General features: G+C 63.5%; 19 protein-coding genes. 5 read left to right on the top strand and 14 right to left on the bottom strand.

The genetic code is table 11. From position 1 onward, the window contains the following. Window positions 1-161: 161 nt before the first annotated feature. Complete coding sequence (gene nhaB / locus ABIB24_RS09160) at window positions 162-1,664, bottom strand: sodium/proton antiporter NhaB (protein ID WP_274078708.1); 1,503 nt, start codon at window positions 1,662-1,664, stop codon at window positions 162-164. A gap of 150 nt (window positions 1,665-1,814) precedes the next feature. Here nhaB and ABIB24_RS09165 point away from each other — a divergent pair, with 150 nt between their 5' ends. Both ABIB24_RS09165 and nudC read left to right on the top strand, forming a co-directional pair. Continuing rightward, window positions 1,815-2,627, top strand: coding sequence for a crotonase/enoyl-CoA hydratase family protein (locus tag ABIB24_RS09165; RefSeq protein WP_274078709.1), 813 nt, complete (start codon window positions 1,815-1,817; stop codon window positions 2,625-2,627). A gap of 36 nt (window positions 2,628-2,663) precedes the next feature. After that, complete coding sequence (gene nudC / locus ABIB24_RS09170; RefSeq protein WP_274078710.1) at window positions 2,664-3,494, top strand: NAD(+) diphosphatase; 831 nt, start codon at window positions 2,664-2,666, stop codon at window positions 3,492-3,494. Here the strand turns inward: nudC and ABIB24_RS09175 are convergent. The 11 genes from ABIB24_RS09175 to ABIB24_RS09225 form a co-directional block, all read right to left on the bottom strand. Next, complete coding sequence (locus ABIB24_RS09175; protein ID WP_013973303.1) at window positions 3,462-4,241, bottom strand: TSUP family transporter; 780 nt, start codon at window positions 4,239-4,241, stop codon at window positions 3,462-3,464. The two genes, nudC and ABIB24_RS09175, sit on opposite strands and share 33 nt — an antisense overlap. Window positions 4,242-4,442: 201 nt before the next feature. Continuing rightward, window positions 4,443-5,273 carry an alpha/beta fold hydrolase gene (locus ABIB24_RS09180; protein WP_075045649.1) on the bottom strand — a complete coding sequence of 277 codons (831 nt, stop codon included), beginning with the start codon at window positions 5,271-5,273 and terminating at the stop codon, window positions 4,443-4,445. A 240-nt stretch (window positions 5,274-5,513) separates the two neighbouring features. Further along, entirely contained in the window at window positions 5,514-6,803 is a 1,290-nt protein-coding gene (locus ABIB24_RS09185) for an NAD(P)/FAD-dependent oxidoreductase (RefSeq protein WP_137164366.1), read from the bottom strand. A 234-nt stretch (window positions 6,804-7,037) separates the two neighbouring features. Then, complete coding sequence (locus tag ABIB24_RS09190) at window positions 7,038-8,981, bottom strand: DNA topoisomerase III (protein WP_354316349.1); 1,944 nt, start codon at window positions 8,979-8,981, stop codon at window positions 7,038-7,040. Window positions 8,982-9,204: 223 nt separating this feature from the next. Beyond that, window positions 9,205-9,633 carry a GNAT family N-acetyltransferase gene (locus ABIB24_RS09195; RefSeq protein WP_003258855.1) on the bottom strand — a complete coding sequence of 143 codons (429 nt, stop codon included), beginning with the start codon at window positions 9,631-9,633 and terminating at the stop codon, window positions 9,205-9,207. After that, the gene (locus tag ABIB24_RS09200; protein ID WP_085590573.1) at window positions 9,626-10,792 is read right to left on the bottom strand and encodes a ribosomal protein uL16 3-hydroxylase; all 1,167 of its coding nucleotides are present in this window, start codon (window positions 10,790-10,792) and stop codon (window positions 9,626-9,628) included. The genes ABIB24_RS09195 and ABIB24_RS09200 overlap by 8 nt, the downstream gene beginning before the upstream one ends. A gap of 81 nt (window positions 10,793-10,873) precedes the next feature. Then, window positions 10,874-12,244: an adenylosuccinate lyase gene (purB, locus tag ABIB24_RS09205; protein WP_013973297.1), complete on the bottom strand. Its 1,371-nt coding sequence runs from the start codon at window positions 12,242-12,244 to the stop codon at window positions 10,874-10,876. A 249-nt stretch (window positions 12,245-12,493) separates the two neighbouring features. Beyond that, window positions 12,494-13,120, bottom strand: coding sequence for a high frequency lysogenization protein HflD (gene hflD, locus ABIB24_RS09210; protein ID WP_015270973.1), 627 nt, complete (start codon window positions 13,118-13,120; stop codon window positions 12,494-12,496). Next, the gene (mnmA, locus tag ABIB24_RS09215; RefSeq protein ID WP_025339779.1) at window positions 13,117-14,241 is read right to left on the bottom strand and encodes a tRNA 2-thiouridine(34) synthase MnmA; all 1,125 of its coding nucleotides are present in this window, start codon (window positions 14,239-14,241) and stop codon (window positions 13,117-13,119) included. Before mnmA ends, hflD begins: the two co-directional genes overlap by 4 nt. Window positions 14,242-14,300: 59 nt before the next feature. Next, on the bottom strand, window positions 14,301-14,741 hold the full coding sequence (locus tag ABIB24_RS09220; protein ID WP_025339778.1) for an NUDIX hydrolase: 441 nt from the start codon (window positions 14,739-14,741) through the stop codon (window positions 14,301-14,303). 203 nt (window positions 14,742-14,944) lie between these two features. Continuing rightward, window positions 14,945-17,170: an NADP-dependent isocitrate dehydrogenase gene (locus ABIB24_RS09225; RefSeq protein WP_085664675.1), complete on the bottom strand. Its 2,226-nt coding sequence runs from the start codon at window positions 17,168-17,170 to the stop codon at window positions 14,945-14,947. A gap of 427 nt (window positions 17,171-17,597) precedes the next feature. Between ABIB24_RS09225 and icd the strand changes: the two genes are divergently transcribed. Then, a complete protein-coding gene (icd, locus tag ABIB24_RS09230) occupies window positions 17,598-18,854 on the top strand; it encodes an NADP-dependent isocitrate dehydrogenase (protein WP_025339776.1) in 1,257 nt (418 codons plus the stop codon). Between the two features lie 73 nt (window positions 18,855-18,927). Here the strand turns inward: icd and cspD are convergent, their stop codons facing one another. Then, window positions 18,928-19,182: a cold shock domain-containing protein CspD gene (cspD, locus tag ABIB24_RS09235; RefSeq protein WP_025339775.1), complete on the bottom strand. Its 255-nt coding sequence runs from the start codon at window positions 19,180-19,182 to the stop codon at window positions 18,928-18,930. A gap of 230 nt (window positions 19,183-19,412) precedes the next feature. On the opposite strand from cspD, the gene clpS reads away from it, so the two are divergent. Beyond that, complete coding sequence (clpS, locus tag ABIB24_RS09240; protein WP_013973290.1) at window positions 19,413-19,775, top strand: ATP-dependent Clp protease adapter ClpS; 363 nt, start codon at window positions 19,413-19,415, stop codon at window positions 19,773-19,775. 30 nt (window positions 19,776-19,805) lie between these two features. After that, a complete protein-coding gene (gene clpA, locus ABIB24_RS09245) occupies window positions 19,806-22,076 on the top strand; it encodes an ATP-dependent Clp protease ATP-binding subunit ClpA (RefSeq protein ID WP_025339774.1) in 2,271 nt (756 codons plus the stop codon). Between the two features lie 170 nt (window positions 22,077-22,246). Here the strand turns inward: clpA and infA are convergent, their stop codons facing one another. Further along, window positions 22,247-22,465, bottom strand: a complete 219-nt coding sequence (gene infA / locus ABIB24_RS09250) for a translation initiation factor IF-1 (RefSeq protein WP_002553999.1) — start codon at window positions 22,463-22,465, stop codon at window positions 22,247-22,249. Window positions 22,466-22,553 lie beyond the last annotated feature (88 nt).

Below are 22,553 nucleotides of genomic sequence, written 5' to 3' on the forward strand. Positions count from 1 at the left end.
GGATAGTCGAATGGCAGGCAGCAGAATCGACAGGGCTGTTTGAGTGGTCTGCACTGGCCCTTTCGCGGGTAAACCCGCTCCCACATGATCACCACAGTTTCGAAGGCTGTGCAGTACCTGTGGGAGCGGGTTCACCCGCGAAGAGGCCGGTGCAGGCTACCTCAAAGCCAGTAGGTCACCGCCCACCACCCCAGCCCACCCATCACTACGGTATAGGGCAAGGCCATCCACACCATTCGCCCGTACGACAGCCGGATCAGCGGCGCAATCGCCGAAGTCAGCAGGAACAGGAACGCCGCCTGCCCATTCGGCGTCGCCACGCTCGGCAGGTTGGTGCCGGTGTTGATCGCCACCGCCAGCGTCTCGAAATGCTCGCGGCTCATGCTGCCATTGAGGAACGCCTGCTTCACCTCGGTGATGTAGATGGTGGCAACGAACACGTTGTCGCTGATCGCCGACAGCAGGCCGTTGGCCAGGTACAGCATGCCCGGTTGCTGCTCGGCCGGCAGCGCCAGCACCCAGGCAATCAACGGGCTGAACAGTTGCTGCTGGTGAATCACCGCCACCACGGCGAAGAACACCACCAGCAAAGCGGTGAACGGCATGGCGTCCTGGAAGGCACGGCCCAGGCGGTGTTCGTCGGTGATGCCGGTGAATGCCGTGATCAGCACGATCACCATCAGGCCGATCAGGCCGACCTCGGCAACGTGCAGCCCCAGGCAGACGATCAGGATCAGTGCGGCGAACCCTTGCACCCACAGCGCGATGCGCTGGGCAGTGGTGCGTGCTGCATCGTCCTCGGCGGCGTAGGCGGCCAGCACCTGACGCACCGGCTCGGGCATCAACGTGCCGTAGCCGAACAGGCGCAGCTTCTCCAGCAGCACGCAGGTCAGCAGGCCGGCGCCCAGCACCGGCAGCGACACCGGTGCCACCTTCAGGAAGAAATCGGCGAAATGCCAGCCCATCTCATGGCCGATCAGCAGGTTCTGCGGCTCGCCCACCAGCGTGCACACGCCGCCCAGGGCGGTACCCACCGCGCCATGCATCAGCAGGCTGCGCAGGAAGGCGCGGAACTGGTCGAGGTCTTCACGGTGCAACTGTGCGACCTGCTGGTCGCTGTCCAGCGCACTGTCTTCGCGCGGGTTTGCCCCGGAGGCGACGCGGTGGTACACCGCATAGAAACCCACCGCGGCGCTGATTATCACGGCGGTCACGGTCAGCGCATCGAGAAACGCCGAGAGGAATGCCGACAGCACGCAGAACAGCAACGCCAGGATTGCCTTCGAACGCACCCCCAGCAGGATGCGCGAAAACAGGAACAGCAGCAGTTCCTTCATGAAGTGGATGCCTGCGACCATGAACATCAGCAGCAGGATCACCGGGAAGTTGTGCTGCAGCTCTTCGTACAGGGCTTGCGGGGTGGTCATCTGCAACAGCAGGGCTTCGACCAGCAGCAGGCCGCCAGGCATCAGCGGGTAGCACTTCAGGGCCATGCCCAGGGTGAAGATGAATTCGAGCACCAGTGCCCAGCCGGCAGCGACCGGGCCGGCGGTAACCAGCAGCAGCGGGTTGAGCACCAGGAACAGGCAGATGACTGCCTTGTACCAAAGCGGCGACTGGCCCAGAAAGCTGTGGGCGAGGGCGCCGGTCAGGGAGCGCGACATGAATTTGTATCCTTATGATTCGGCGATGGCGCACGGTGCCGGATCAGCGCGTCTTAGGCAAGGCGTAAAGTCCCGTTTTTGGCACAAGTGCGGTCATCGGGGTGGGTTACCATCCGTGCCATGAACCCTTCACCCGCAGGAGTGCCGCCCGTGACCGAGTACAGCGCATTCAAGGTCGAACTGACCGACAGCATCGCCCACGTTCAGATCAACCGCCCGGACAAGCGCAATGCGATGAACGCGGCCTTCTGGGAGGAGATCATCGACATCTTCCGGTGGGTCGACGACACCGACGCGGTGCGGGCGGTGGTGATCAGCGGTGCCGGCAAGCATTTTTCCGCTGGTATCGACCTGATGATGCTGGCTTCGCTGGCCGGGCAGATGGGCAAGGACGTGGGCCGTAACGCACGCTTCCTGCGCAGCACCATCCTGCGCCTGCAGGCGTCGTTCAATGCCGTGGACAAATGCCGCAAGCCGGTGCTGGCCGCGGTGCAGGGTTACTGCATTGGCGGCGCCATCGATCTGATCTCGGCCTGCGACATGCGCTACTGCAGCAGCGACGCGCAGTTCTCGATCAAGGAAATCGACATGGGCATGGCCGCCGATGTCGGCACACTGCAACGTTTGCCTCGTATCATCGGTGACGGCATGATGCGTGAGCTGGCTTTCACCGGGCGCAATGTCGAGGCCGAAGAGGCGCTGCGCATCGGCCTGGTCAACCGGGTCTATGATGATCAGGCCGCGCTGATGGACGGGGTCTTTGCCATCGCCGGCGAGATTGCCGCAAAATCGCCGATCGCCGTGGCCGGCACCAAGGAAATGCTCAGCTACATGCGTGACCATCGCATCGACGATGGCCTGGAGTACATCGCCACCTGGAACGCCGCGATGCTGCAGTCCGAAGACCTGCGCGTGGCGGTGGCGGCGCACATGAGCAAACAGAAACCGACGTTCGCCGACTGATCAGGCCGGGGGACGCGCAGTAAGGGAACCCCCGACATGTCAGCACGCTGGACTACCGCAGTAATCGACCCGCAGATCACCGGGGGGCTGGCCGTGGCCCGCAGCCCGGAAGGGTTCCTGGTGGACGACAACGGCGCGCTGTTCCCTCGCGACTGGCTCAAGCGCCAGGACCTCGATGTGCTGTGCGAGCACGGCATCGGCCACTTCGACGGCCAGCCGGTGTTCCTGCTGGAGCTGCGCAGCGCCACCGACGTGCCCGGCTGCGCCTGGCGCGGCCTGCGCGCGTTCATGCTCGAGGGTGACTTCGACACCTACAAAGTGCTGGGCTATGCCGCGCAGATCGGCACCTGGGCCCGCGAGCACCGTTTTTGCGGCAGCTGCGGCCAGGCAATGACGCAGATCCGCTGGGAACGGGCAATGTACTGCCAGCCTTGCGACCTGCGCAGCTATCCGCGCATTTCGCCAAGCATGATCGTGCTGGTGACCCGTGGCGACGAAATCCTGCTGGCGCGTTCGCCACGCTTCGTCACCGGGGTGTACAGCACCCTGGCAGGCTTTGCCGAGCCGGGCGAGTCGGCCGAGGACTGCCTGGTGCGCGAAGTGCGTGAAGAGGTGGCGGTGGAAGTAAGGAACATCCAGTACGTCGGCAGCCAGTGCTGGCCGTTCCCGCATTCGATGATGCTGGGCTTCCATGCCGAGTATGCCGGCGGCGATATCGTCATGCAGCCGGACGAGATCGAGGACGCCAAATGGTTCAGCGTCCACGACCTGCCGCCGCTGCCGGCTGGGCGGTCGATTGCCCGGTACTTGATCGATCTGTACGTTGCGCGCCGCCTAGGCTTGGCCGAACCAGTGCTGCCACGCTAGGCGCACGGTCAATGCCAGCACCACGGTGATGAACACTGGGCGGATGAACTTGCTGCCGCCACTGATCGCCGTGCGTGCGCCGAAGAAGGCGCCAACCATCACCGACAGGCCCATGCACAGGCCGACGATGTAGTCCACCTGCCCGGAAATGATGAACACCGTCAGCGCTGCGATGTTGCTGACGAAGTTCATGCTGCGCGCCACGCCGCTGGCACGGACCAGGTCGATGGGGTAGAGCAGCAGGGTGCTGACCGTCCAGAACGCCCCGGTGCCCGGGCCGGCCACGCCGTCATAGAAGCCCAGGGTGAAGCCTTGCGGCACTTGCCACTTTTTCCTGATCGGCGCATCGGCATCCAGCGGCGCCTTGGGCGTGCCGCCGAACAGCAGGTAGACGCCACAGGCGAAGACGATCACCGGCAACATCTTGTTCAGCCATTCGGCCGGCATGTAGTGGGCGATCACTGCACCGAGCAAAGCACCGACCAAGGTGGCGAACAATGCCGGGCGCCATTGCGCCGGGTGGAACAGCTTGCGCCTGTAGTAGGTGAAGCCGGCGGTGGCCGAGCCGAAGGTAGAGCTGAGCTTGTTGGTGCCCAGTACCAGGTGCGGCGGCATGCCTGCGGTGAGTAGCGCCGGGGTGGTGAGCAGGCCGCCACCGCCGGCGATGGCATCGATGAAGCCGGCGACGAAGGCGACCAGGGCCAGGATCAGCAGGGTGAGGGGTTCTACGGTGAGTTCGAAGGGCATGGGGTTTTGGCAGGCAGGGAGGCAGGGGGCGGCAAAGGGCCGCACTAGAAGGGTGACATGGTAATCCTGGGGGAGGTGTGTTGCCAGTGCCGGCCCTTTCGCGGGCATGCCCGCTCCCACAGGTTACCTGCACATTTCGATACCTGTGCAGTACCTGTGGGAGCGGGCGCGCCCGCGAAAGGGGCGGTACAGGCCATCACATCAGCTACGGATAAACGCCAGCAAATCCGCATTGATCACATCGGCATGGGTGGTCGGCATGCCATGCGGGTAGCCTTTGTAGGTCTTGAGTGTGCCGTTAGGCAGTAGCTTCGCCGACAGCACCCCGGAATTTTCATACGGTACGATCTGGTCATCGTCGCCGTGCATCACCAGCACCGGCTGGGTGATGCCCTTCAGGTCTTCGGTGAAGTCGGTCTGGGAAAACGCCACGATGCCATCGTAATGGGCCTTGGCACTGCCAATCATGCCTTGGCGCCACCAGTTGCCGATGATGCCTTCGCTGGCTTCTGCACCGGGGCGGTTGTAGCCGTAGAACGGCCCGGCCGGTACATCCCGGTAGAACTGCGCACGGTTGCTGGCGACCTGGGCCTGGAAGCCGTCGAACACCGATTTGGGCAGGCCACCGGGATTAGCGGGCGTCTGCACCATCAGTGGTGGTACGGCGGCGATCAGCACGGCCTTGGCCACCTTGTCTTCAGGGTGCCGGGCCATGTAGCGCACCACTTCACCGCCACCGGTCGAGTGGCCGACATGTACGGCGCCCTGGATGCCCAGGTGAGCGACGACCGCCGCCACATCGTCGGCGTAGTGGTCCATGTCGTGGCCGTCCCATACCTGGCTGGAACGGCCATGGCCGCGGCGGTCGTGGGCGACCACGCGGTAACCGTGGGCGAGGAAGAACAGCAACTGGGCATCCCAGTCGTCGGCGCTGAGAGGCCAGCCGTGATGGAAGTGGATAACCGGTGCATCGCGCGGGCCCCAGTCCTTGTAGAAGATCTGAACGCCGTCCTTTGTAGTTACATAGCTCATGGTCGGGTCTCCTGTGTGCAGGAAGCGAAGGGAGCTATTGAGAATAGGAGGTATTTTGCCTGGTACTGGAATTTGTGGGGCACTCCCGGCCCTGCTCGGTCCCTTGTAGGAGCGGCCTTGTGTCGCGAAAGGGCTGCAAGGCAGCCCCCGGCAATGTGTGCATCTGTGCTGAAACTCTGGGGCTGCTTTGCAGCCCTTTCGCGACACAAGGCCGCTCCTACAACGGGCTGTGTCAACCGATCAGACGCGGTCGCGCATCCGGTACCAGGCCTTGGCCGCAGCTTCCAGCGGTGCTGCCAGCAGGTCTCCGCCGGGGAAGCGGCCGTTGTCGATGCCTTGGTACAGCGTCAGCAGGTCGTCGTCGCCAAGAATGGCATCGCTGACCGCCCGCGCCGCCGCCAGTGTAGGCAGCACGCCATGGCCAGAGAAACCCTGCAGCCAGTAGCGCTGGCCCTCGCGACCGACATCCGGGGTGCGCTGGATGCTGCAGTCGATATGGCCGCCCCAGGCATAGTCGATGGCCACCCCGGCCAGCTGCGGGAACACCCGCTTCAGGTAGGGGCGGGTGGCGCTGGCGACATCTTTGGGAATACCGCCCAGGTAGGTGCAGCCGCCGCCGAACAGCAGGCGATGGTCCGGGGTGAGGCGGAAATAGTCGGGCACGAACTGGTTGTCGATCACGCAACTGTTGCGCGGCAGTAGCGACTGGGCGAAGTTGGCATCCAGCGGTGCGGTGGCTACCTGATAGGAGCCAACCGGCAACAGGCGGCGCGACAGGTTGCGGTCGAGGCGGTCGATGTAGGCGTTGCAGGCCAGCACCAGCACCTGGCAGCGTACTTCGCCGCGGTCGGTACGGGCCACATAGCCGTCGCCGGCTTTCTGGTAGTCGAGCACCCGGCTCTGTTCGTAGATCCGCCCGCCAGCCGCCTCGATGGTGCTGGCCAGGCCCTGGGCCAGCTTCAGCGGGTTGAGGTGGGCGCCATTGGCGTCGTATAGCGCGGCCTGGTAGCGCGGGCTGTCGATCCATTGCGGCAGCTCGTCGCGGCCGATCAGGCGCAGGGCGTCGTAGCCCCATTTGTGTTCGGCCTCGTGCAGGGCTTCTTCCAGCATATTTACCCGGCGCGGCAGCACGGCGGTCCACAGGCTGCCCAGCCGGTAGTCGATGTCGAAGCCATGGCGCTCGGGCAGTTCGCGCATTTCATCGGCGGCCCAGCACATGCTGGCCCACAGGCGTTGGGTGCGTTCGACGCCCAAGGCCTTTTCCAGCGGCGGCATGTCGCACGACCAGCCGAGCAGTGCCTGGCCGCCGTTGCGGCCGGACGCGGCCCAGGCCACGCGGCTGGCTTCCAGCAGCGTTACGCGCTTGCCAGCCTGGGTCAGGCGCAAGGCGGTGTGCAGGCCGCTGAAGCCGGCGCCAATGATCAGGACTTCGGTGTCGTGGCTGCCTTGCAGGGTAGGGTGCAGGGGAATGCTGGCGGGGTAGGTCTGGGCGTAGTAGCTGGCGACGTGCTGGGCGGATTGTTTGAACATGCAGGGGTCTCATGAAAATTATTGTGTTTATTTTCATGAAAATTTAGCAGGTAAATTTCATGTCGCCAATGCATTGGCCGGGTTTGTGGTTTACCTCGCGTTGTTGTGTTGCCTGTCCTGGCCCTTTCGCGGGTAAACCCGCTCCCACAGAGTCATCACCGGTCTCGAGGTCGGCGCTGTAAATGTGGGAGCGGGTTCACCCGCGAAGGGGCCTGACCTGAAAGTGCAAAATCTTCAGGTTGTCGCCTTTTTTCGAGGCTGTCTTGGCTTGCCTGCGGCCGCTTTGCCCTTCCCGCCACCCCGACGCTTCTTCTTCCACGGCGGCGCAGCCCCGGCTGCCGGCCCGCTGATGGTCATGCGCATGCCGCTGCACCGTTCGACCAGCTTGCCCATCCATGCCGACTGCCGGGCGACGAACTCCTCCAGCGTCATCTCGCCACTCTGCACCATGTCCAGCGCCTGCTCCCAGATAGCCGTGGTGCCTGGGTCGGCAATGGCGCGTGGCACGGCGTCGATCAGGCTGAAGGCCGCAGGGGTGGCGGACAGCGCCTTGCCGTTCTTCACCAGGTAGCCGCGGTCAAGCAGGCCCTGGATGATGCTGGCGCGGGTGGCTTCGGTGCCGATACCAGTGGTTTCCTTGAGCTTCTGCTTCAACCGCGGGTCGTCCACCAGCTTGGCCACGTTCTTCATTGCCTTGATCAGGTCGCCTTCGGTAAACGGCTTGGGCGGCTGGGTCCACAGGTCTTTCAGTTGCAGGCCCTGCACTGTGCAGTCCTGGCCTTCGCGCAGCGCCGGCAGCACCTGGGCCGGTGGTGCCTCGCGGCCCTTGGCCGGGGTCAGCGCCTCGGGCAGCGCACGGCGCCAGCCTGGTTCGACGATCTGCTTGCCTACGGCACGCAGGGCATGGCCGGCGCAGTCGAAGTCGGCCTGGGTACGGTCGTACTCGTGGTTGGGCAGGAACTGCGCCAGGTAGCGGGCGCGGATCAGGGTGTAAACCGCCTTGTGCTTGGCTGGCAGGCGCGACGGGTCGCTGGCGGCGGCGGTGGGGATGATGCCGTGGTGGGCGCTGACCTTGGCATCGTTCCACGCCCGTGAACGGCGTTGCGGCTCCAGGTAGGGCTGCAGCGGCGCCAGGCTGGCATCGGCCCGTTGCAGGGCGGCGAGGATGGCTGGCGCTTCGGCGTGCTGGCTTTGCGGCAGGTAGCCGCAGTCGCTGCGCGGGTAGGTGATCAGCTTGTGGGTTTCGTACAGGGCCTGGGCGATGTCGAGGGTTTCCTGGGCGCCGAGGCCGAACTTTTTCGAGCACAGCTCCTGCAGGGTGCCAAGGTCGAAGGGCAGGGGTGCCGCTTCACGCACGCGCTCGGTGGTCACCTTCACGGCCCGGGCTGTACCCGCATTGCCGATGTCGGCGGCAGTCTGCTGCGCCAGGGCCTGGTTCAGGCAGCGGCCCTGGTCGTCGCAGGCGTCCTCGGGCGCGCGCCACTGGGCGTTGAAGCCAAAGCCTGCGTGTTCGAGCTGCACGTCGATGGTCCAGAACGGTACCGGCACGAAGTCGGCGATGCTGCGGTCGCGGTCGACCACCAGGCGCAAGGTGGGCGTTTGCACCCGGCCCACCGGCAGCACGCCCTGATAGCCCGACTGGCGGCCCAGCAGGGTGAACAGCCGGCTCATGTTCATGCCGATCAGCCAGTCTGCGCGCGAACGGCCCAGCGCCGAGTGGTACAGGTTGAAGGTTTCGTGGCCCGGCAGCAGCCGCGCCAGGGCCTTGCGAATGGACGCGTCATCCAGTGCCGACAGCCACAGGCGCTGCACCGGGCCGCGGTAGCGGCAATGCTCGACCAGTTCGCGGGCGATCATTTCGCCTTCGCGGTCGGCGTCGGTGGCGATCACCAGTTCGCGCGCTTCGCCGAGCAGGCGCTTGACCGCCTTGAACTGGCTGGCGGTCTTGGGCTTGACCAGCATCTTCCACTTTTCCGGGATGATCGGCAGATCGGCCAGGTTCCAGCGCTTGTAGCGTTCGTCGTAGCTGTCGGGCGGGGCGGTTTCCAGCAGGTGGCCGATGCACCAGGTCACGCAGACGTCGGTGCCTTGCCAGCAGCCATCGCCCTTGCGGTTGGCGCCGAGCACTTTGGCGATGTCTTTTGCCTGGGAGGGTTTTTCGCAGAGGAACAGGCGCATGGCCGGGGACGCTTCATCGGGGGTGATGGGCGATAGGATGCGCAAGAGAGGGCGCGGAGGCAAGTTTTATCTGGATGGATGTACAGGTTTTTGTCAGGGAAGATGTATTTTGCTGTGCCGGCCTCTTCGCGGGCTTGCCCGCTCCCACAGGTACTGCACAGCATTCAATATCTGTGGGGTCCTTGTGGGAGCGGGCAAGCCCGCGAAGAGGCCGGTACAGGGATCAGGCGCGCGAGTCGCGCACCATGTCCACGTGCGGGATGCCGGCTTCGAGGAACTCTTCGCTGACTACGCGAAAGCCCAGCCGCTCGTAGAACGGCGTGGCGTGCACCTGGGCGCTGAGCATTTGCTGCTTCAGGTCGCGGTTCTGTGCTTCGACAATCACCGCGTTCATCAGCGCGTCACCCACCTTCAGCCCGCGCCAGTCCTTCAGTACCGAGACCCGGCCGATGGTGCCGTCAGGCAGCAGGCGCGCGGTGCCGATCGGGTAGTCGCCTTCCAGGGCCAGGAAGTGCGCGGCGGTCGGGTCATCCGAGTCCCACTCCAGCTCCGGCGGCACGTGCTGTTCGGCAATGAACACCGCTTCGCGGATGCGGCGGATGTCGGCGTTGTCCTTGTGCCAGTCGGCGAGGCGCACACGAATCTTATTCATTGGCGAATCCCAGGCTTCCTTGTTTGACCAGCTGCTGTACCAGCATAAGGCCATCTTCATCCTGCAGCCATTCGCCCAGGTTGTCGATGTGCAGGGCGTCGGCCGCGCAAACCAGCTTCAGCAGCTCGCGCAGTTTGCCCGGCAGCGGGCAGCTGCGGCCGCTGGCGAACAGCAGCAGGTCTTCTTCGAACTCCGACCAGGCCAGGCGGGCGCTCGGGTTGCGGATCAGGATGGCGCCTTGTTCCAGGGCATCGATCAGCTCTTCCTCGGACAGCTCTTCACCGACGATCTGCTCGGGGTAGCGTGGCTCGGTCATGAACTGGCCGAACCAGGTCAGCAGCAGGTCCTTGTCGCCCATGTGCTTGTCGAGCAGCGCCTTGAGGCGGTCGAGGGCGTCGTGCTGGATCTGGTGCGGGTCGCTGGCCGGCTGGGCATCGGCGTCGCTGTAGCGTTCTTCGTCGGGCAGGAACTGGCCGAGGAAATCGGTGAAGTGGGTCAGTACTTCAGCGGCGCTTGGCGCGCGGAAGCCTACCGAGTAGGTCAGGCAGTCGTCCACGGCCACGCCGTAGTGGGCCAGGCGTGGTGGCAGGTAAAGCATGTCGCCCGGCTCCAGGGTCCACTCATCGCTCTGCTCGAAGTCGGCGAGGATGCGCAGGTCGGCGTGCTCCAGCAGCGAGCTGTCGCTGCTGCACATCTGGCCAATTTTCCAGTTGCGCTGGCCGTGGCCCTGCAGCAGGAACACGTCGTAGTTGTCGAAGTGCGGGCCGACGCTGCCACCGGGGGCGGCGAAGCTGATCATCACGTCATCGATGCGCCAGCTGGGCAGGAAGCGGAAGTTTTCCAGCAGTTCGGCTACTTCCGGGACGAACTGGTCCACGGCCTGCACCAGCAGGGTCCAGTCCTTTTCCGGCAGCTCGGCAAAGGTATCTTCGGTGAACGGGCCGCGGCGCAGCTCCCACGGGTGCGCGCCGTGCTCGAGCACGATACGCGACTCTACTTCCTCTTCCAGGGCCAGGCCGGCCAGCTCGTCGGGGTCGATCGGGCTGATGAAGTCCGGGAAGGCCTGGCGCACCAGCAGCGGCTTCTTCTGCCAGTAGTCGCGCATGAATTCGCGGGCCGAGATGCCGCCCAGCAGCTGCAGTGGAGTATCAGGATTCATGTTCAACCTATTGAAAAAATGTAATTTTCGTTCGGGAATAAAAACGCCCGGCCAGGCCGGGCGTTGAACGCGACGGTCAGCTTAGATGCGTTTGGCCTGTGCTGCCGCGTTGCCGATGTAAGTAGCAGGGGTCAGCTGCTTGAGCTCGGCCTTGGCTTCGGCTGGCATGTCCAGGCCGTCGATGAAGGTCAGCAGCGCTTCCGGGGTGATGCCCTTGCCACGGGTCAGCTCTTTGAGCTTCTCGTAGGGGTTTTCGATGTTGAAGCGGCGCATCACGGTCTGGATCGGCTCGGCCAGCACTTCCCAGCAAGCGTCCAGGTCGGCGGCGATGCGGGCTTCGTTGACTTCCAGCTTGCCGATGCCTTTCAGGCTGGCTTCGTAGGCGATGACGCTGTGGGCAAAGCCCACGCCCAGGTTGCGCAGCACGGTGGAGTCGGTCAGGTCACGCTGCCAGCGCGAGATCGGCAGCTTGCTGGCCAGGTGCTGGAACAGCGCGTTGGCGATACCCAGGTTGCCTTCGGAGTTTTCGAAGTCGATCGGGTTGACCTTGTGCGGCATGGTCGACGAGCCGATTTCGCCGGCAACGGTCTTCTGCTTGAAGTAGCCCAGCGAAATGTAGCCCCACACATCGCGGTCGAAGTCGATCAGGATGGTGTTGAAGCGGGCGATGGCGTCGAACAGCTCGGCGATGTAGTCGTGCGGCTCGATCTGGGTGGTGTACGGGTTGAACTGCAGGCCCAGCTCGTCTTCGATGAAGGCGCGGGCGTTCTGCTCCCAGTCGATCTGCGAGTAGGCCGACAGGTGGGCGTTGTAGTTGCCCACGGCACCGTTGATCTTGCCCAGCAGCGGTACGGCGGCAACCTGGGCGATCTGGCGCTCCAGGCGGTACACGACGTTGGCCAGTTCCTTGCCCAGGGTGGTCGGCGAAGCCGGCTGGCCGTGGGTGCGCGACAGCATCGGCACGTCGGCGTGGGCGTGGGCCAGGGCGCGGATGGCATCGGCGATCTGGCGCATCAGCGGCAGCAGCACTTCGTCACGGCCGGCGCGCAGCATCAGGGCGTGGGACAGGTTGTTGATGTCCTCGCTGGTGCAGGCGAAGTGGATGAACTCGCTGACCTTGGCCAGCTCAGGCAGCTTGGCGGCCTGCTCCTTGAGGAGGTATTCGATCGCCTTGACGTCGTGGTTGGTGGTGCGCTCGATTTCCTTGACGCGTTCGGCGTGCTCGAGCTTGAAGTCGGTGGCCAGGCTGTCCAGCAGGGCGTTGGCTTCGGCGGAGAACGCCGGCACTTCGCCGATCTGCGGGTGGGCGGCCAGGCGCTGCAGCCAGCGCACTTCGACCAGGGCGCGGAAACGGATCAGGCCGAATTCGCTGAAAATGGGGCGCAAGGCCTGGGTTTTGCCGGCATAACGGCCGTCTACAGGGGAAACCGCAGTGAGCGAAGAAAGCTGCATGGGGTGTTCTCGGACAGTCAGGCTTTTGGAAGGGCGCATATCATACATGAAAAATGCGCTCAGGTCGGGTGGCTGACCAAAGGTCGGCCCATGAAAAGCATGTCGCGGTCTCTGTGTAGGAGCAGCCTTGTGCTGCGAATGGGCTGCGCAGCAGCCCCGACAAGGTGTGCCGGGGCCGAAATCCTGGGGCTGCTGCGCAGCCCATTCGCAGCACAAGGCTGCTCCTACACAGGGTTCAGCGTGCGCCTTTCAGGAAGGCGAACGCATCATGTCGTACAGTTCGTTCAACAGCTTGCGCCGGCTGAATACCAGCTGCCAGCGGTGCCCGCCCAGCTGGCGCCACAGGCGTGCGGCGCGGATGCCGGCCAGCAGCAGGGCGCGGATCTTCGAAGCGTTGCTGGCCTGCTGCAGGAAGCGCATATCGCCATGTACCTGGATGCGCTGGCGCAAGGTGCTCAGGGTGTCCTGGTACAAGGCTCCACTGGAAGCGATGACGTTTTCATGAACCAGGCCGAAATGCTCGGCCTGGGACTGGATTTGCGGCAGGCGGTTGCCGATGGTGTCGAGCAGGTCGCCGCGCTTGTTCAGCTGGCGCTCCAGGCCCAGCATCGACAGGGCGTAGCGCAGCGGCTCGCGCTGCAGGCTGCTGGGGTCGCGCTCCAGCGCGCCGACCAGCGCGCGATAGCCGTCGCGCAGGTTCAGGTCGTCACCGCCGAACACCTCCAGGGTGTCCTTGGGGTCGCGGACCAGCAGGCTACCGAGCATGCAGCCGATGTTGGCCTCGCTGGCCTGGCCGGTGCGGGCGATGCGGTCGACCAGTACGGCGGCCTGGAACACACCGCCCAACGCAATCAGCTGCTCCTGCAGGTTGCTCATGCGCGCGGGCTCCACGGCTCGGCGGCTTCGATCACGCCGCCGCCCAGGCACACTTCGCCGTCGTAGAACACCACCGACTGGCCCGGGGTAACGGCGCGTTGCGGTTCGTCGAACACCGCACGGTAACCGCTTTCGGTCAGTTCCAGGGTGCACTGCTGGTCGCTCTGGCGGTAGCGCACCTTGGCGGTGAGCTGGCGCGGGCTGCTGAGGTCGACCGGGTTGACCCAGAAAATTTCCGAAGCGAGCAGGGCGCGAGAGAACAACCACGGGTGTTCATTGCCCTGGCCGACCACCAGCACGTTGCGGGTCAGGTCCTTGTGCAGCACGTACCACGGCTCGTCACCGGCGTCCTTCAGGCCGCCAATGCCCAGGCCCTGGCGCTGGCCGATGGTGTGGTACATCAGGCCGTGGTGGCGGCCGATCACTTCACCGTCGGTGGTCTCGATGTTGCCCGGCTGGGCCGGCAGGTATTGCTTGAGGAAGTCGCTGAAGCGGCGCTCGCCGATGAAGCAGATGCCGGTGGAGTCCTTCTTCTTGGCGGTGGCCAGGCCGTGCTTTTCGGCAATGGCGCGTACTTCGGGCTTTTCCAGCTCGCCAACCGGGAACAGGGTGCGGGCGATTTCCTTGCCGCCGACGGCGTGCAGGAAGTAGCTCTGGTCCTTGTTCGGGTCCAGGCCCTTGAGCAGTTCGGTGAGCTCGCCGGTGTCGCGGCGGCGCACGTAGTGGCCGGTGGCGATCAGGTCGGCACCCAGCGACAGGGCGTAGTCGAGGAACGCCTTGAACTTGATTTCGCGGTTGCAGAGGATGTCCGGGTTGGGCGTGCGGCCGGCCTTGTACTCTTCGAGGAAGTGCTCGAAGACGTTGTCCCAGTATTCGGCGGCGAAGTTGGCGGTGTGCAGCTTGATGCCGATGCGGTCGCATACGGCCTGGGCGTCGGCCAGGTCTTCACGGGCGGTGCAGTATTCGGTGCCGTCGTCTTCTTCCCAGTTCTTCATGAACAGCCCTTCCACCTGGTAGCCCTGCTCCATGAGCAGAAGGGCGGAGACGGAAGAGTCCACGCCGCCGGACATGCCGACGATAACGCGGGTCTTGGCGGGGTCTTTGAGTGCTGGGCTGGTCATGGTTACCGGTGTGTATCAAGGGGGAAAAACGCCGATTCTATCAAACCTGCGGCGGCGCGTCAGTCGCGCAGCAGGTCGAGGCTGTGCAAGGGGCCTTTGAGGTAGTCGTCGAGGCAGCGTGGCACCAGCTCGCTGCGCCAGCGGGCGGGGTCGGCCAGCAGTTCGTCGCGGGTCAGCCACACGGCGCGGACGATGTCGCTGTCCAGCGCCAGGTCGGCGTGATGGCGCACGGGGCGGGCGGCGAAGCAGATGCGCTGGTAGGTCACGCCGTTGCTTGGGGCGGTGTACAGGTAGATGCCTACGACGCCGGTGAGCTCGACTTCCCAGGCGGTTTCTTCGAGGGTTTCGCGCAGGGCGGCCTGGGGCAGGGTCTCGTTGGGTTCGAGGTGGCCGGCGGGCTGGTTGAAGACGTGCTGGTTGGCTTTGAACTCTTCGACGAAGAGGAACTTGCCTTCGTGTTCGACGATGGTGGCGACGGTGATGTGGGGTTGCCAGGTCATTGTTGTTTCCTTGTCGATTGAGGGGGCCGCTTTGCGGCCCTTCGCGGGCATGCCCGCTCCCACAAGTGGTGCGCCAGCCTGACTGAAAGCACTTTTCCTGTGGGAGCGGGCGTGCCCGCGAAGGGCTGCAAAGCAGCCCCGGGGGCCAGAAAGCACAAACCCCGGTGCGTGGCCGGGGTTTGTGCTGTTACTTCAAGCGAACCTTACAGGGCGGCAATGGCGCTGTTCAGGGTCTGGCTTGGGCGCATCACCTTGGCGGTCAGCTCGGCATCCGGGGCGTAGTAGCCACCGATGTCGGCCGGCTTGCCCTGGACGGCGTTGAGCTCGGCGACGATGGTCTCCTCGTTCTCGGTCAGGGTCTTGGCCAGTGGTGCGAAGCGTGCCTGCAGGGCAGCGTCGTCGTTCTGCGCAGCCAGGGCCTGGGCCCAGTACAGGGTCAGGTAGAAGTGGCTGCCGCGGTTGTCGATACCACCGACTTTGCGCGAAGGCGACTTGTTGGTGTCGAGGAACTTGCCGGTGGCCTGGTCCAGGGTATTGGCCAGCACTTTGGCGCGCGGGTTGTCGTAGGTGTTGCCCAGGTGCTCCAGGGAAGCGGCCAGGGCCAGGAATTCACCCAGCGAGTCCCAACGCAGGAAGTTCTCTTCCACCAGCTGCTGCACGTGCTTCGGTGCCGAACCGCCGGCGCCGGTTTCGAACAGGCCGCCACCGCTCATCAGCGGCACGATCGACAGCATCTTGGCGCTGGTGCCCAGTTCCATGATCGGGAACAGGTCGGTCAGGTAGTCACGCAGCACGTTGCCGGTCACCGAGATGGTGTCCTTGCCTTCGCGGATGCGGGCCAGGGAGAACTTGATGGCGTCGACCGGTGCCAGGATGCGGATGTCCAGGCCGGAGGTGTCGTGATCCTTCAGGTACTTCTGCACCTTCTCGATCATCACGCCGTCGTGGGCGCGGGCCGGGTCCAGCCAGAACACTGCAGGGGTGTTGCTCAGGCGGGCACGGTTGACGGCCAGCTTGACCCAGTCCTGGATCGGCGCGTCCTTGACCTGGCACATGCGGAAGATGTCACCGGCTTCGACGTTCTGCTCGAGAACGACCTGGCCTTTGCTGTCGACCACGCGCACGACGCCGTCGGCCTTGATCTGGAAGGTCTTGTCGTGGGAGCCGTATTCTTCGGCCTTCTGTGCCATCAGGCCGACGTTCGGTACGCTGCCCATGGTGGTCGGGTCGAAGGCGCCGTTGGCCTTGCAGTCTTCGATGGTGGCCTGGTAGATGCCGGCGTAGCAGCGGTCCGGGATGATCGCCTTGGCATCCTGCAGTTCGCCGGCGGCGTTCCACATCTTGCCCGAGTCACGGATCATGGCCGGCATCGAGGCGTCGACGATGACGTCGCTCGGCACGTGCAGGTTGGTGATGCCTTTGTCGGAGTTGACCATGGCCAGGGCCGGACGCTGGGCGTACAGGGCCTGGATGTCGGCTTCGATCTCGGCCTGCTTCTCGGCTGGCAGGTCCTTGATGCGGGCGTACAGGTCGCCGATGCCGTTGTTGGCGTTGAAGCCTACTTCAGCCAGGGCGGCGGCGTGCTTGGCCAGCACGTCGTTGTAGAACTCTTCGACGATGACGCCGAACATGATCGGGTCGGAGACCTTCATCATGGTGGCTTTCAGGTGTACCGACAGCAGCACGCCGGAAGCCTTGGCATCGGCGATCTGCTCGGCGATGAAGGCTTTCAGGGCCTTGCGGCTCATGGTGGCGCAGTCGATGACTTCGGCAGCTTTTACCGCAGTCTTTTCTTTCAGTACGGTGGTGTTGCCGTCTTTGCCGACCAGCTCGATGCGCAGGCTGTCGTCAGCTTCGATCAGTGCGGCTTTCTCGCTGCCGTAGAAGTCACCCTGGGTCATGTGGGCAACGTGCGACTTGGAGTCGGCAGCCCAGGCGCCCATCTTGTGCGGGTGCTTGCGGGCGTAGTTCTTGACCGACAGCGGCGCGCGGCGGTCGGAGTTGCCTTCGCGCAGGACCGGGTTCACGGCGGAACCTTTGATGCGGTCGTAGCGGGCGCGGGATTCTTTCTCTTCCGCGGTGGCCGGCTCGTCGGCGTAGTCAGGGATGTTGAAGCCCTTGCCCTGCAGTTCCTTGATCGCGGCTTTCAGCTGCGGTACCGAGGCGCTGATGTTCGGCAGCTTGATGATGTTGGCTTCAGGGGTGGTAGCCAGCTGGCCCAGTTCCGCCAGGTGATCGCCTACTTGCTTCTCTGCGCCCAGTTGCTCCGGGAAGGCGGCGAGGATACGGCCAGCCAGGGAGATGTCGCGGGTTTCGACGGCGATGTCAGCCGAAGCGGTGAAGGCTTCGATGATCGGCAGCAGCGAGTAAGTGGCGAGGGCGGGGGCTTCGTCGGTGAAGGTATAGATGATCTTGGAACGGGTGGGCATGCGGGTTAACTCTCTGTGTGCTGAGCGTGCTCGAGTCTCGTGGTGCGCAGGGTAGGCGCATCGCCCTGGCAACGCCATGAGCGGAAAGTCGAGAGGCTGCGAGCGGTGATGGTGGATGCATCAGTCGAGCGTCAAGTGCTGGGCTGCGGTAACAGTCCAGGCTTCGTGGCCAGGCTTTGTGTCCATTCATGGCCAAGGGCGGTCCGCATTTTTCCAAGGGATCGCCCCGATGACCCTTCGGTCGCGGCGGAGTATACCAAACCATTCGGGCTAATCAGCAAGGCCAAGTGATATCGGCCCATTTATAAGACCAAAGACTAAGCGGCAATGTGGCGGGTTGTCGCATGCCTTGCAGGTCGGCAGATGTGGTTTAGGCTCAGTGGATCGCATGATGTCCAATCACACCCGACAGCGGAGTAGTGCAAGCATGGGATACCAGAAAATCAAGGTTCCGACCGACGGCGCGAAGATCACCGTCAATGCAGACCATTCGCTCAACGTTCCCGACAACCCGATCATTCCTTATATCGAGGGCGACGGGATTGGCGTCGATGTCTCGCCGGTAATGATAAAAGTGGTCGACGCCGCCGTGCAGAAGGCCTACGGCGGCAAGCGCAAGATCGCCTGGATGGAGGTGTACGCCGGCGAAAAAGCCACCCAGGTGTACGACCAGGACACCTGGCTGCCCCAGGAAACCCTCGATGCCGTGCGTGATTACGTGGTGTCGATCAAGGGGCCGCTGACCACCCCGGTGGGCGGCGGTATCCGTTCGCTCAACGTGGCCCTGCGCCAGCAGCTGGACCTGTACGTGTGCCTGCGCCCGGTGCTGTGGTTCCAGGGCGTGCCCAGCCCGGTGAAGAAGCCAGGCGATGTGGACATGGTGATCTTCCGCGAGAACTCCGAAGACATCTATGCCGGCATCGAGTGGAAGGCCGGTTCGCCCGAGGCGAACAAGGTGATCAAGTTCCTCAAGGAGGAAATGGGCGTTACCAAGATCCGCTTCGACCAGGACTGTGGCATTGGCGTCAAGCCGGTGTCGAAGGAAGGCACCAAGCGCCTGGTGCGCAAGGCCCTGCAGTATGTGGTGGACAACGACCGCGAGTCGCTGACCCTGGTGCACAAGGGCAACATCATGAAGTTCACCGAGGGTGCCTTCAAGGACTGGGGCTATGAAGTGGCGCGCGACGAGTTCGGGGCCGAGTTGCTCGATGGTGGCCCGTGGATGAAGTTCAAGAACCCCAAGAGCGGCCGTGAGGTCATCGTCAAGGACGCCATCGCCGACGCCATGCTGCAGCAGATCCTGCTGCGCCCGGCCGAGTACGACGTGATCGCCACCCTCAACCTCAACGGTGACTACCTGTCCGATGCCCTGGCGGCGGAAGTGGGCGGTATCGGCATTGCGCCGGGTGCCAACCTGTCCGACACCGTGGCCATGTTCGAGGCCACCCACGGCACCGCGCCCAAGTATGCCGGGCAGGACAAGGTCAACCCGGGCTCGGTGATCCTGTCGGCGGAGATGATGCTGCGGCACATGGGCTGGACCGAGGCGGCGGACCTGATCATCAAGGGTACCAATGGCGCGATTGCCGCCAAGACCGTGACCTATGACTTCGAACGCCTGATGGACGGCGCCAGGCTGGTAAGCAGTTCAGGCTTTGGCGATGAAATGATCAAGCATATGTAAGGCAACGGAAAACCGGCCGCTTCCAGTCAGGAGGCGGCCGGTTTTTTCGTGTACCGGCAGGCAGCGCGGCAGTTCAGGCGTCGGCAGTGCTGCTGGTGTGCGGAGCCCTGGCGGCCGCGGCGGCAGTGGCGCTGCTGATATTCACCGCGTGCAGGCCTTTGGGGCCCTGGACGATGTCGAAGCTCACGGCCTGGCCGGCCTTGAGCGTCTTGTACCCGTCCATCTGGATGGCTGAATAATGAGCGAACAAGTCGTCAGTCTTGCCCTCTTCATTGATGAATCCGTAGCCCTTGGCATTGTTGAACCACTTGACTTTACCGCTTGCCATCCCTATGTCCCTCTGCAAAGGACTCCATCACTGGAGTATCATCCACTTCATCCGCATACGAACCATGCGAAAAATCTGGTTGACTGCGCGGATCTTTATCGACCACGGTGGGTTCTTATTGGTTGTAACACCGTTTTGCCGATAGTCAAGGTCGCCCGGCGCCTGCGCTGGCCGTGCCCTTCGCAGTCAACCCACAACCTTAACCTGTCGCTCATGATGAAATTCTTTCCATGCATGCACCTAGTGAGATTCGACTAACATTCAATCAGGATCGCCCGCAATCGAATGAGGACGACGGCTCGGGTCTTGCAGTTCAGGAAGCCAAGCCGATCCTGCAGGCGCCACCGATGTACAAGGTGGTTTTGTTCAACGATGACTACACGCCGATGGATTTCGTCGTCGAAGTGCTCGAGACGTTCTTCAATCTGAACCGCGAGCTGGCGACCAAGATCATGCTGACCGTCCATACCGAAGGGCGGGCAGTGTGCGGATTGTTTACCCGTGACATCGCCGAAACAAAGGCTATGCAGGTCAACCAATACGCCAGGGAAAGCCAGCATCCGCTACTCTGTGAAATCGAGAAGGACGGTTAATCGCCGACCACTTGGGTATGAGGTGAAGCTATGTTAAACCGCGAGCTCGAAGTCACCCTCAATCTTGCCTTCAAGGAGGCTCGTTCGAAGCGTCATGAGTTCATGACCGTCGAACATCTGCTGCTGGCACTCCTTGACAATGAGGCTGCCGCGACCGTTCTGCGCGCCTGTGGCGCCAATCTCGACAAACTCAAGCACGACCTGCAAGAGTTCATCGATTCCACCACACCCCTGATCCCGGTCAACGATGAAGATCGCGAAACCCAGCCGACCCTGGGCTTCCAGCGTGTACTGCAGCGTGCCGTGTTCCACGTGCAAAGCTCCGGCAAGCGTGAAGTCACTGGCGCCAACGTGCTGGTGGCGATCTTCAGCGAACAGGAAAGCCAGGCCGTGTTCCTGCTCAAGCAGCAGAGCGTGGCCCGCATCGACGTGGTCAACTACATCGCCCATGGCATCTCCAAGGTGCCGGGCCATGGTCCGCATTCCGAAAACGACCAGGAAATGCAGGATGAAGAGGGCGGCGATACCGCCTCTTCGAGCAACCCGCTGGATGCCTATGCCAGCAACCTGAACGAACTGGCCCGTGCCGGCCGTATCGACCCGCTGGTAGGCCGCGAGCAGGAAGTTGAGCGCGTGGCGCAAATCCTTGCCCGTCGGCGCAAGAACAACCCGCTGCTGGTGGGTGAGGCAGGCGTAGGCAAGACCGCCATCGCCGAAGGCCTGGCCAAGCGTATCGTCGATGGCCAGGTGCCCGATTTGCTGGCGCAGAGCGTGGTGTATTCCCTCGACCTCGGCGCACTGCTGGCGGGTACCAAATACCGTGGCGATTTCGAGAAGCGCTTCAAGGCGCTGCTCGGCGAGCTGCGCAAGCGCCCGCAGGCGATCCTGTTCATCGACGAAATCCACACCATCATTGGTGCCGGTGCGGCGTCGGGCGGGGTGATGGATGCGTCCAACCTGCTCAAGCCGTTGCTGTCGTCCGGTGAGATCCGTTGCATCGGTTCGACCACGTTCCAGGAATTCCGCGGCATCTTCGAGAAGGACCGTGCCCTGGCGCGGCGCTTCCAGAAGGTCGATGTCAGCGAGCCATCGGTCGAAGACACCGTTGGCATCCTGCGTGGCCTGAAAGGGCGTTTCGAAAGCCACCACAACATCGAGTACAGCGACGAAGCCTTGCGCGCCGCCGCTGAGCTGGCCTCGCGCTATATCAATGACCGGCACATGCCGGACAAGGCCATCGACGTGATCGACGAAGCCGGTGCCTACCAGCGCCTGCAGCCGGAGGCCAACCGCGTCAAGCGCATCGACGTGCCGCAGGTCGAAGACATCGTCGCCAAGATCGCGCGGATTCCGCCGAAGCACGTCACCAGTTCCGACAAGGAACTGCTGCGCAACCTCGAGCGTGACCTGAAGTTGACCGTATTTGGTCAGGACCAGGCGATCGATTCGCTGGCCACCGCCATCAAGCTGTCCCGCGCCGGCCTCAAGTCGCCGGACAAGCCTGTCGGTTCGTTCCTGTTCGCCGGCCCGACCGGCGTCGGCAAGACCGAAGCAGCACGGCAGCTGGCCAAGGCGCTGGGCGTGGAGCTGGTGCGCTTCGACATGTCCGAGTACATGGAGCGCCACACCGTGTCGCGCCTGATCGGTGCGCCTCCTGGCTATGTTGGCTTCGACCAGGGTGGTTTGCTGACCGAGGCGATCACCAAGCAACCGCACTGCGTATTGCTGCTCGACGAAATCGAGAAGGCCCACCCGGAAGTCTTCAACCTGCTGCTGCAGGTGATGGACCACGGCACCCTGACCGACAACAACGGGCGCAAGGCCGACTTCCGCAACGTGATCCTGATCATGACCACCAACGCTGGCGCAGAAACCGCCGCGCGGGCCTCGATCGGCTTTACTCATCAGGACCATGCGTCCGATGCCATGGAAGTCATCCGCAAGAGCTTCACGCCGGAGTTCCGCAACCGCCTGGACACCATCATCCAGTTTGGCCGCCTGAGCCACGAGACGATCAAGAGCATCGTCGACAAGTTCCTTATCGAACTGCAGGCGCAGCTGGAAGACAAACGAGTGTTGCTGGAAGTCAGCGATGATGCACGCGGCTGGCTGGCGGCCTCGGGCTACGACGTGCAGATGGGTGCGCGGCCGATGGCGCGGCTGATCCAGGACAAGATCAAGCGGCCGCTGGCCGAGGAGATCCTGTTTGGCGAACTGGCCGAGCATGGTGGCGTGGTGCACGTCGACCTGCGCGATGGCGAGTTGGTGTTCGACTTCGAGACCACGGCTGAGGTTGCGTGATAGCGGGGGCCGCGTTGCGGCCCATTCGCAGCACAAGGCTGCTCCTACAGGGAATGCGCGTTGCCCTTGTAGGAGCAGCCTTGTGCTGCGAATGGGCTGCAAAGCAGCCCCTGCAATCCTGAAGGCACAAAAAAGCCCGGCACATGGCCGGGCTTTTTCATGGCTTGAGCTTAGCGCGCACGGTAGGTGATGCGGCCCTTGCTCAGGTCGTAGGGCGTCAGTTCGACGCGGACCTTGTCGCCAGTGAGAATACGGATGTAGTTCTTGCGCATCTTTCCGGAGATGTGCGCGGTTACGACGTGCCCGTTTTCCAACTCCACGCGGAACATGGTGTTGGGCAGGGTGTCGACGACAGTACCTTCCATTTCGAAGCTGTCTTCTTTCGACATGCAGTAGAGCCCTCGGATCCAGTGTTGGCCCGACGCATAACCGCACCGGGCAAAAAAGTGGCGTGGATTATGCCCGAAAACTGTGTGT

It is taken from the genome of Pseudomonas sp. UYEF17 (assembly GCF_040546125.1).
GTDB lineage: Bacteria > Pseudomonadota > Gammaproteobacteria > Pseudomonadales > Pseudomonadaceae > Aquipseudomonas > Aquipseudomonas putida_Z.

Excerpts from the sequence above, each read along its gene's own strand:
- nhaB (WP_274078708.1), bottom strand. The coding sequence starts at position 1,664 with ATGTCGCGCTCCCTGACCGGCGCCCTCGCCCACAGCTTTCTGGGCCAG.
- nudC (WP_274078710.1), top strand. The coding sequence starts at position 2,664 with ATGTCAGCACGCTGGACTACCGCAGTAATCGACCCGCAGATCACCGGG.
- ABIB24_RS09175 (WP_013973303.1), bottom strand. The coding sequence starts at position 4,241 with ATGCCCTTCGAACTCACCGTAGAACCCCTCACCCTGCTGATCCTGGCC.
- ABIB24_RS09180 (WP_075045649.1), bottom strand. The coding sequence starts at position 5,273 with ATGAGCTATGTAACTACAAAGGACGGCGTTCAGATCTTCTACAAGGAC.
- ABIB24_RS09185 (WP_137164366.1), bottom strand. The coding sequence starts at position 6,803 with ATGTTCAAACAATCCGCCCAGCACGTCGCCAGCTACTACGCCCAGACC.
- ABIB24_RS09190 (WP_354316349.1), bottom strand. The coding sequence starts at position 8,981 with ATGCGCCTGTTCCTCTGCGAAAAACCCTCCCAGGCAAAAGACATCGCC.
- ABIB24_RS09195 (WP_003258855.1), bottom strand. The coding sequence starts at position 9,633 with ATGAATAAGATTCGTGTGCGCCTCGCCGACTGGCACAAGGACAACGCC.
- ABIB24_RS09200 (WP_085590573.1), bottom strand. The coding sequence starts at position 10,792 with ATGAATCCTGATACTCCACTGCAGCTGCTGGGCGGCATCTCGGCCCGC.
- purB (WP_013973297.1), bottom strand. The coding sequence starts at position 12,244 with ATGCAGCTTTCTTCGCTCACTGCGGTTTCCCCTGTAGACGGCCGTTAT.
- hflD (WP_015270973.1), bottom strand. The coding sequence starts at position 13,120 with ATGAGCAACCTGCAGGAGCAGCTGATTGCGTTGGGCGGTGTGTTCCAG.
- mnmA (WP_025339779.1), bottom strand. The coding sequence starts at position 14,241 with ATGACCAGCCCAGCACTCAAAGACCCCGCCAAGACCCGCGTTATCGTC.
- ABIB24_RS09220 (WP_025339778.1), bottom strand. The coding sequence starts at position 14,741 with ATGACCTGGCAACCCCACATCACCGTCGCCACCATCGTCGAACACGAA.
- ABIB24_RS09225 (WP_085664675.1), bottom strand. The coding sequence starts at position 17,170 with ATGCCCACCCGTTCCAAGATCATCTATACCTTCACCGACGAAGCCCCC.
- icd (WP_025339776.1), top strand. The coding sequence starts at position 17,598 with ATGGGATACCAGAAAATCAAGGTTCCGACCGACGGCGCGAAGATCACC.
- cspD (WP_025339775.1), bottom strand. The coding sequence starts at position 19,182 with ATGGCAAGCGGTAAAGTCAAGTGGTTCAACAATGCCAAGGGCTACGGA.
- clpS (WP_013973290.1), top strand. The coding sequence starts at position 19,413 with ATGCATGCACCTAGTGAGATTCGACTAACATTCAATCAGGATCGCCCG.
- clpA (WP_025339774.1), top strand. The coding sequence starts at position 19,806 with ATGTTAAACCGCGAGCTCGAAGTCACCCTCAATCTTGCCTTCAAGGAG.
- infA (WP_002553999.1), bottom strand. The coding sequence starts at position 22,465 with ATGTCGAAAGAAGACAGCTTCGAAATGGAAGGTACTGTCGTCGACACC.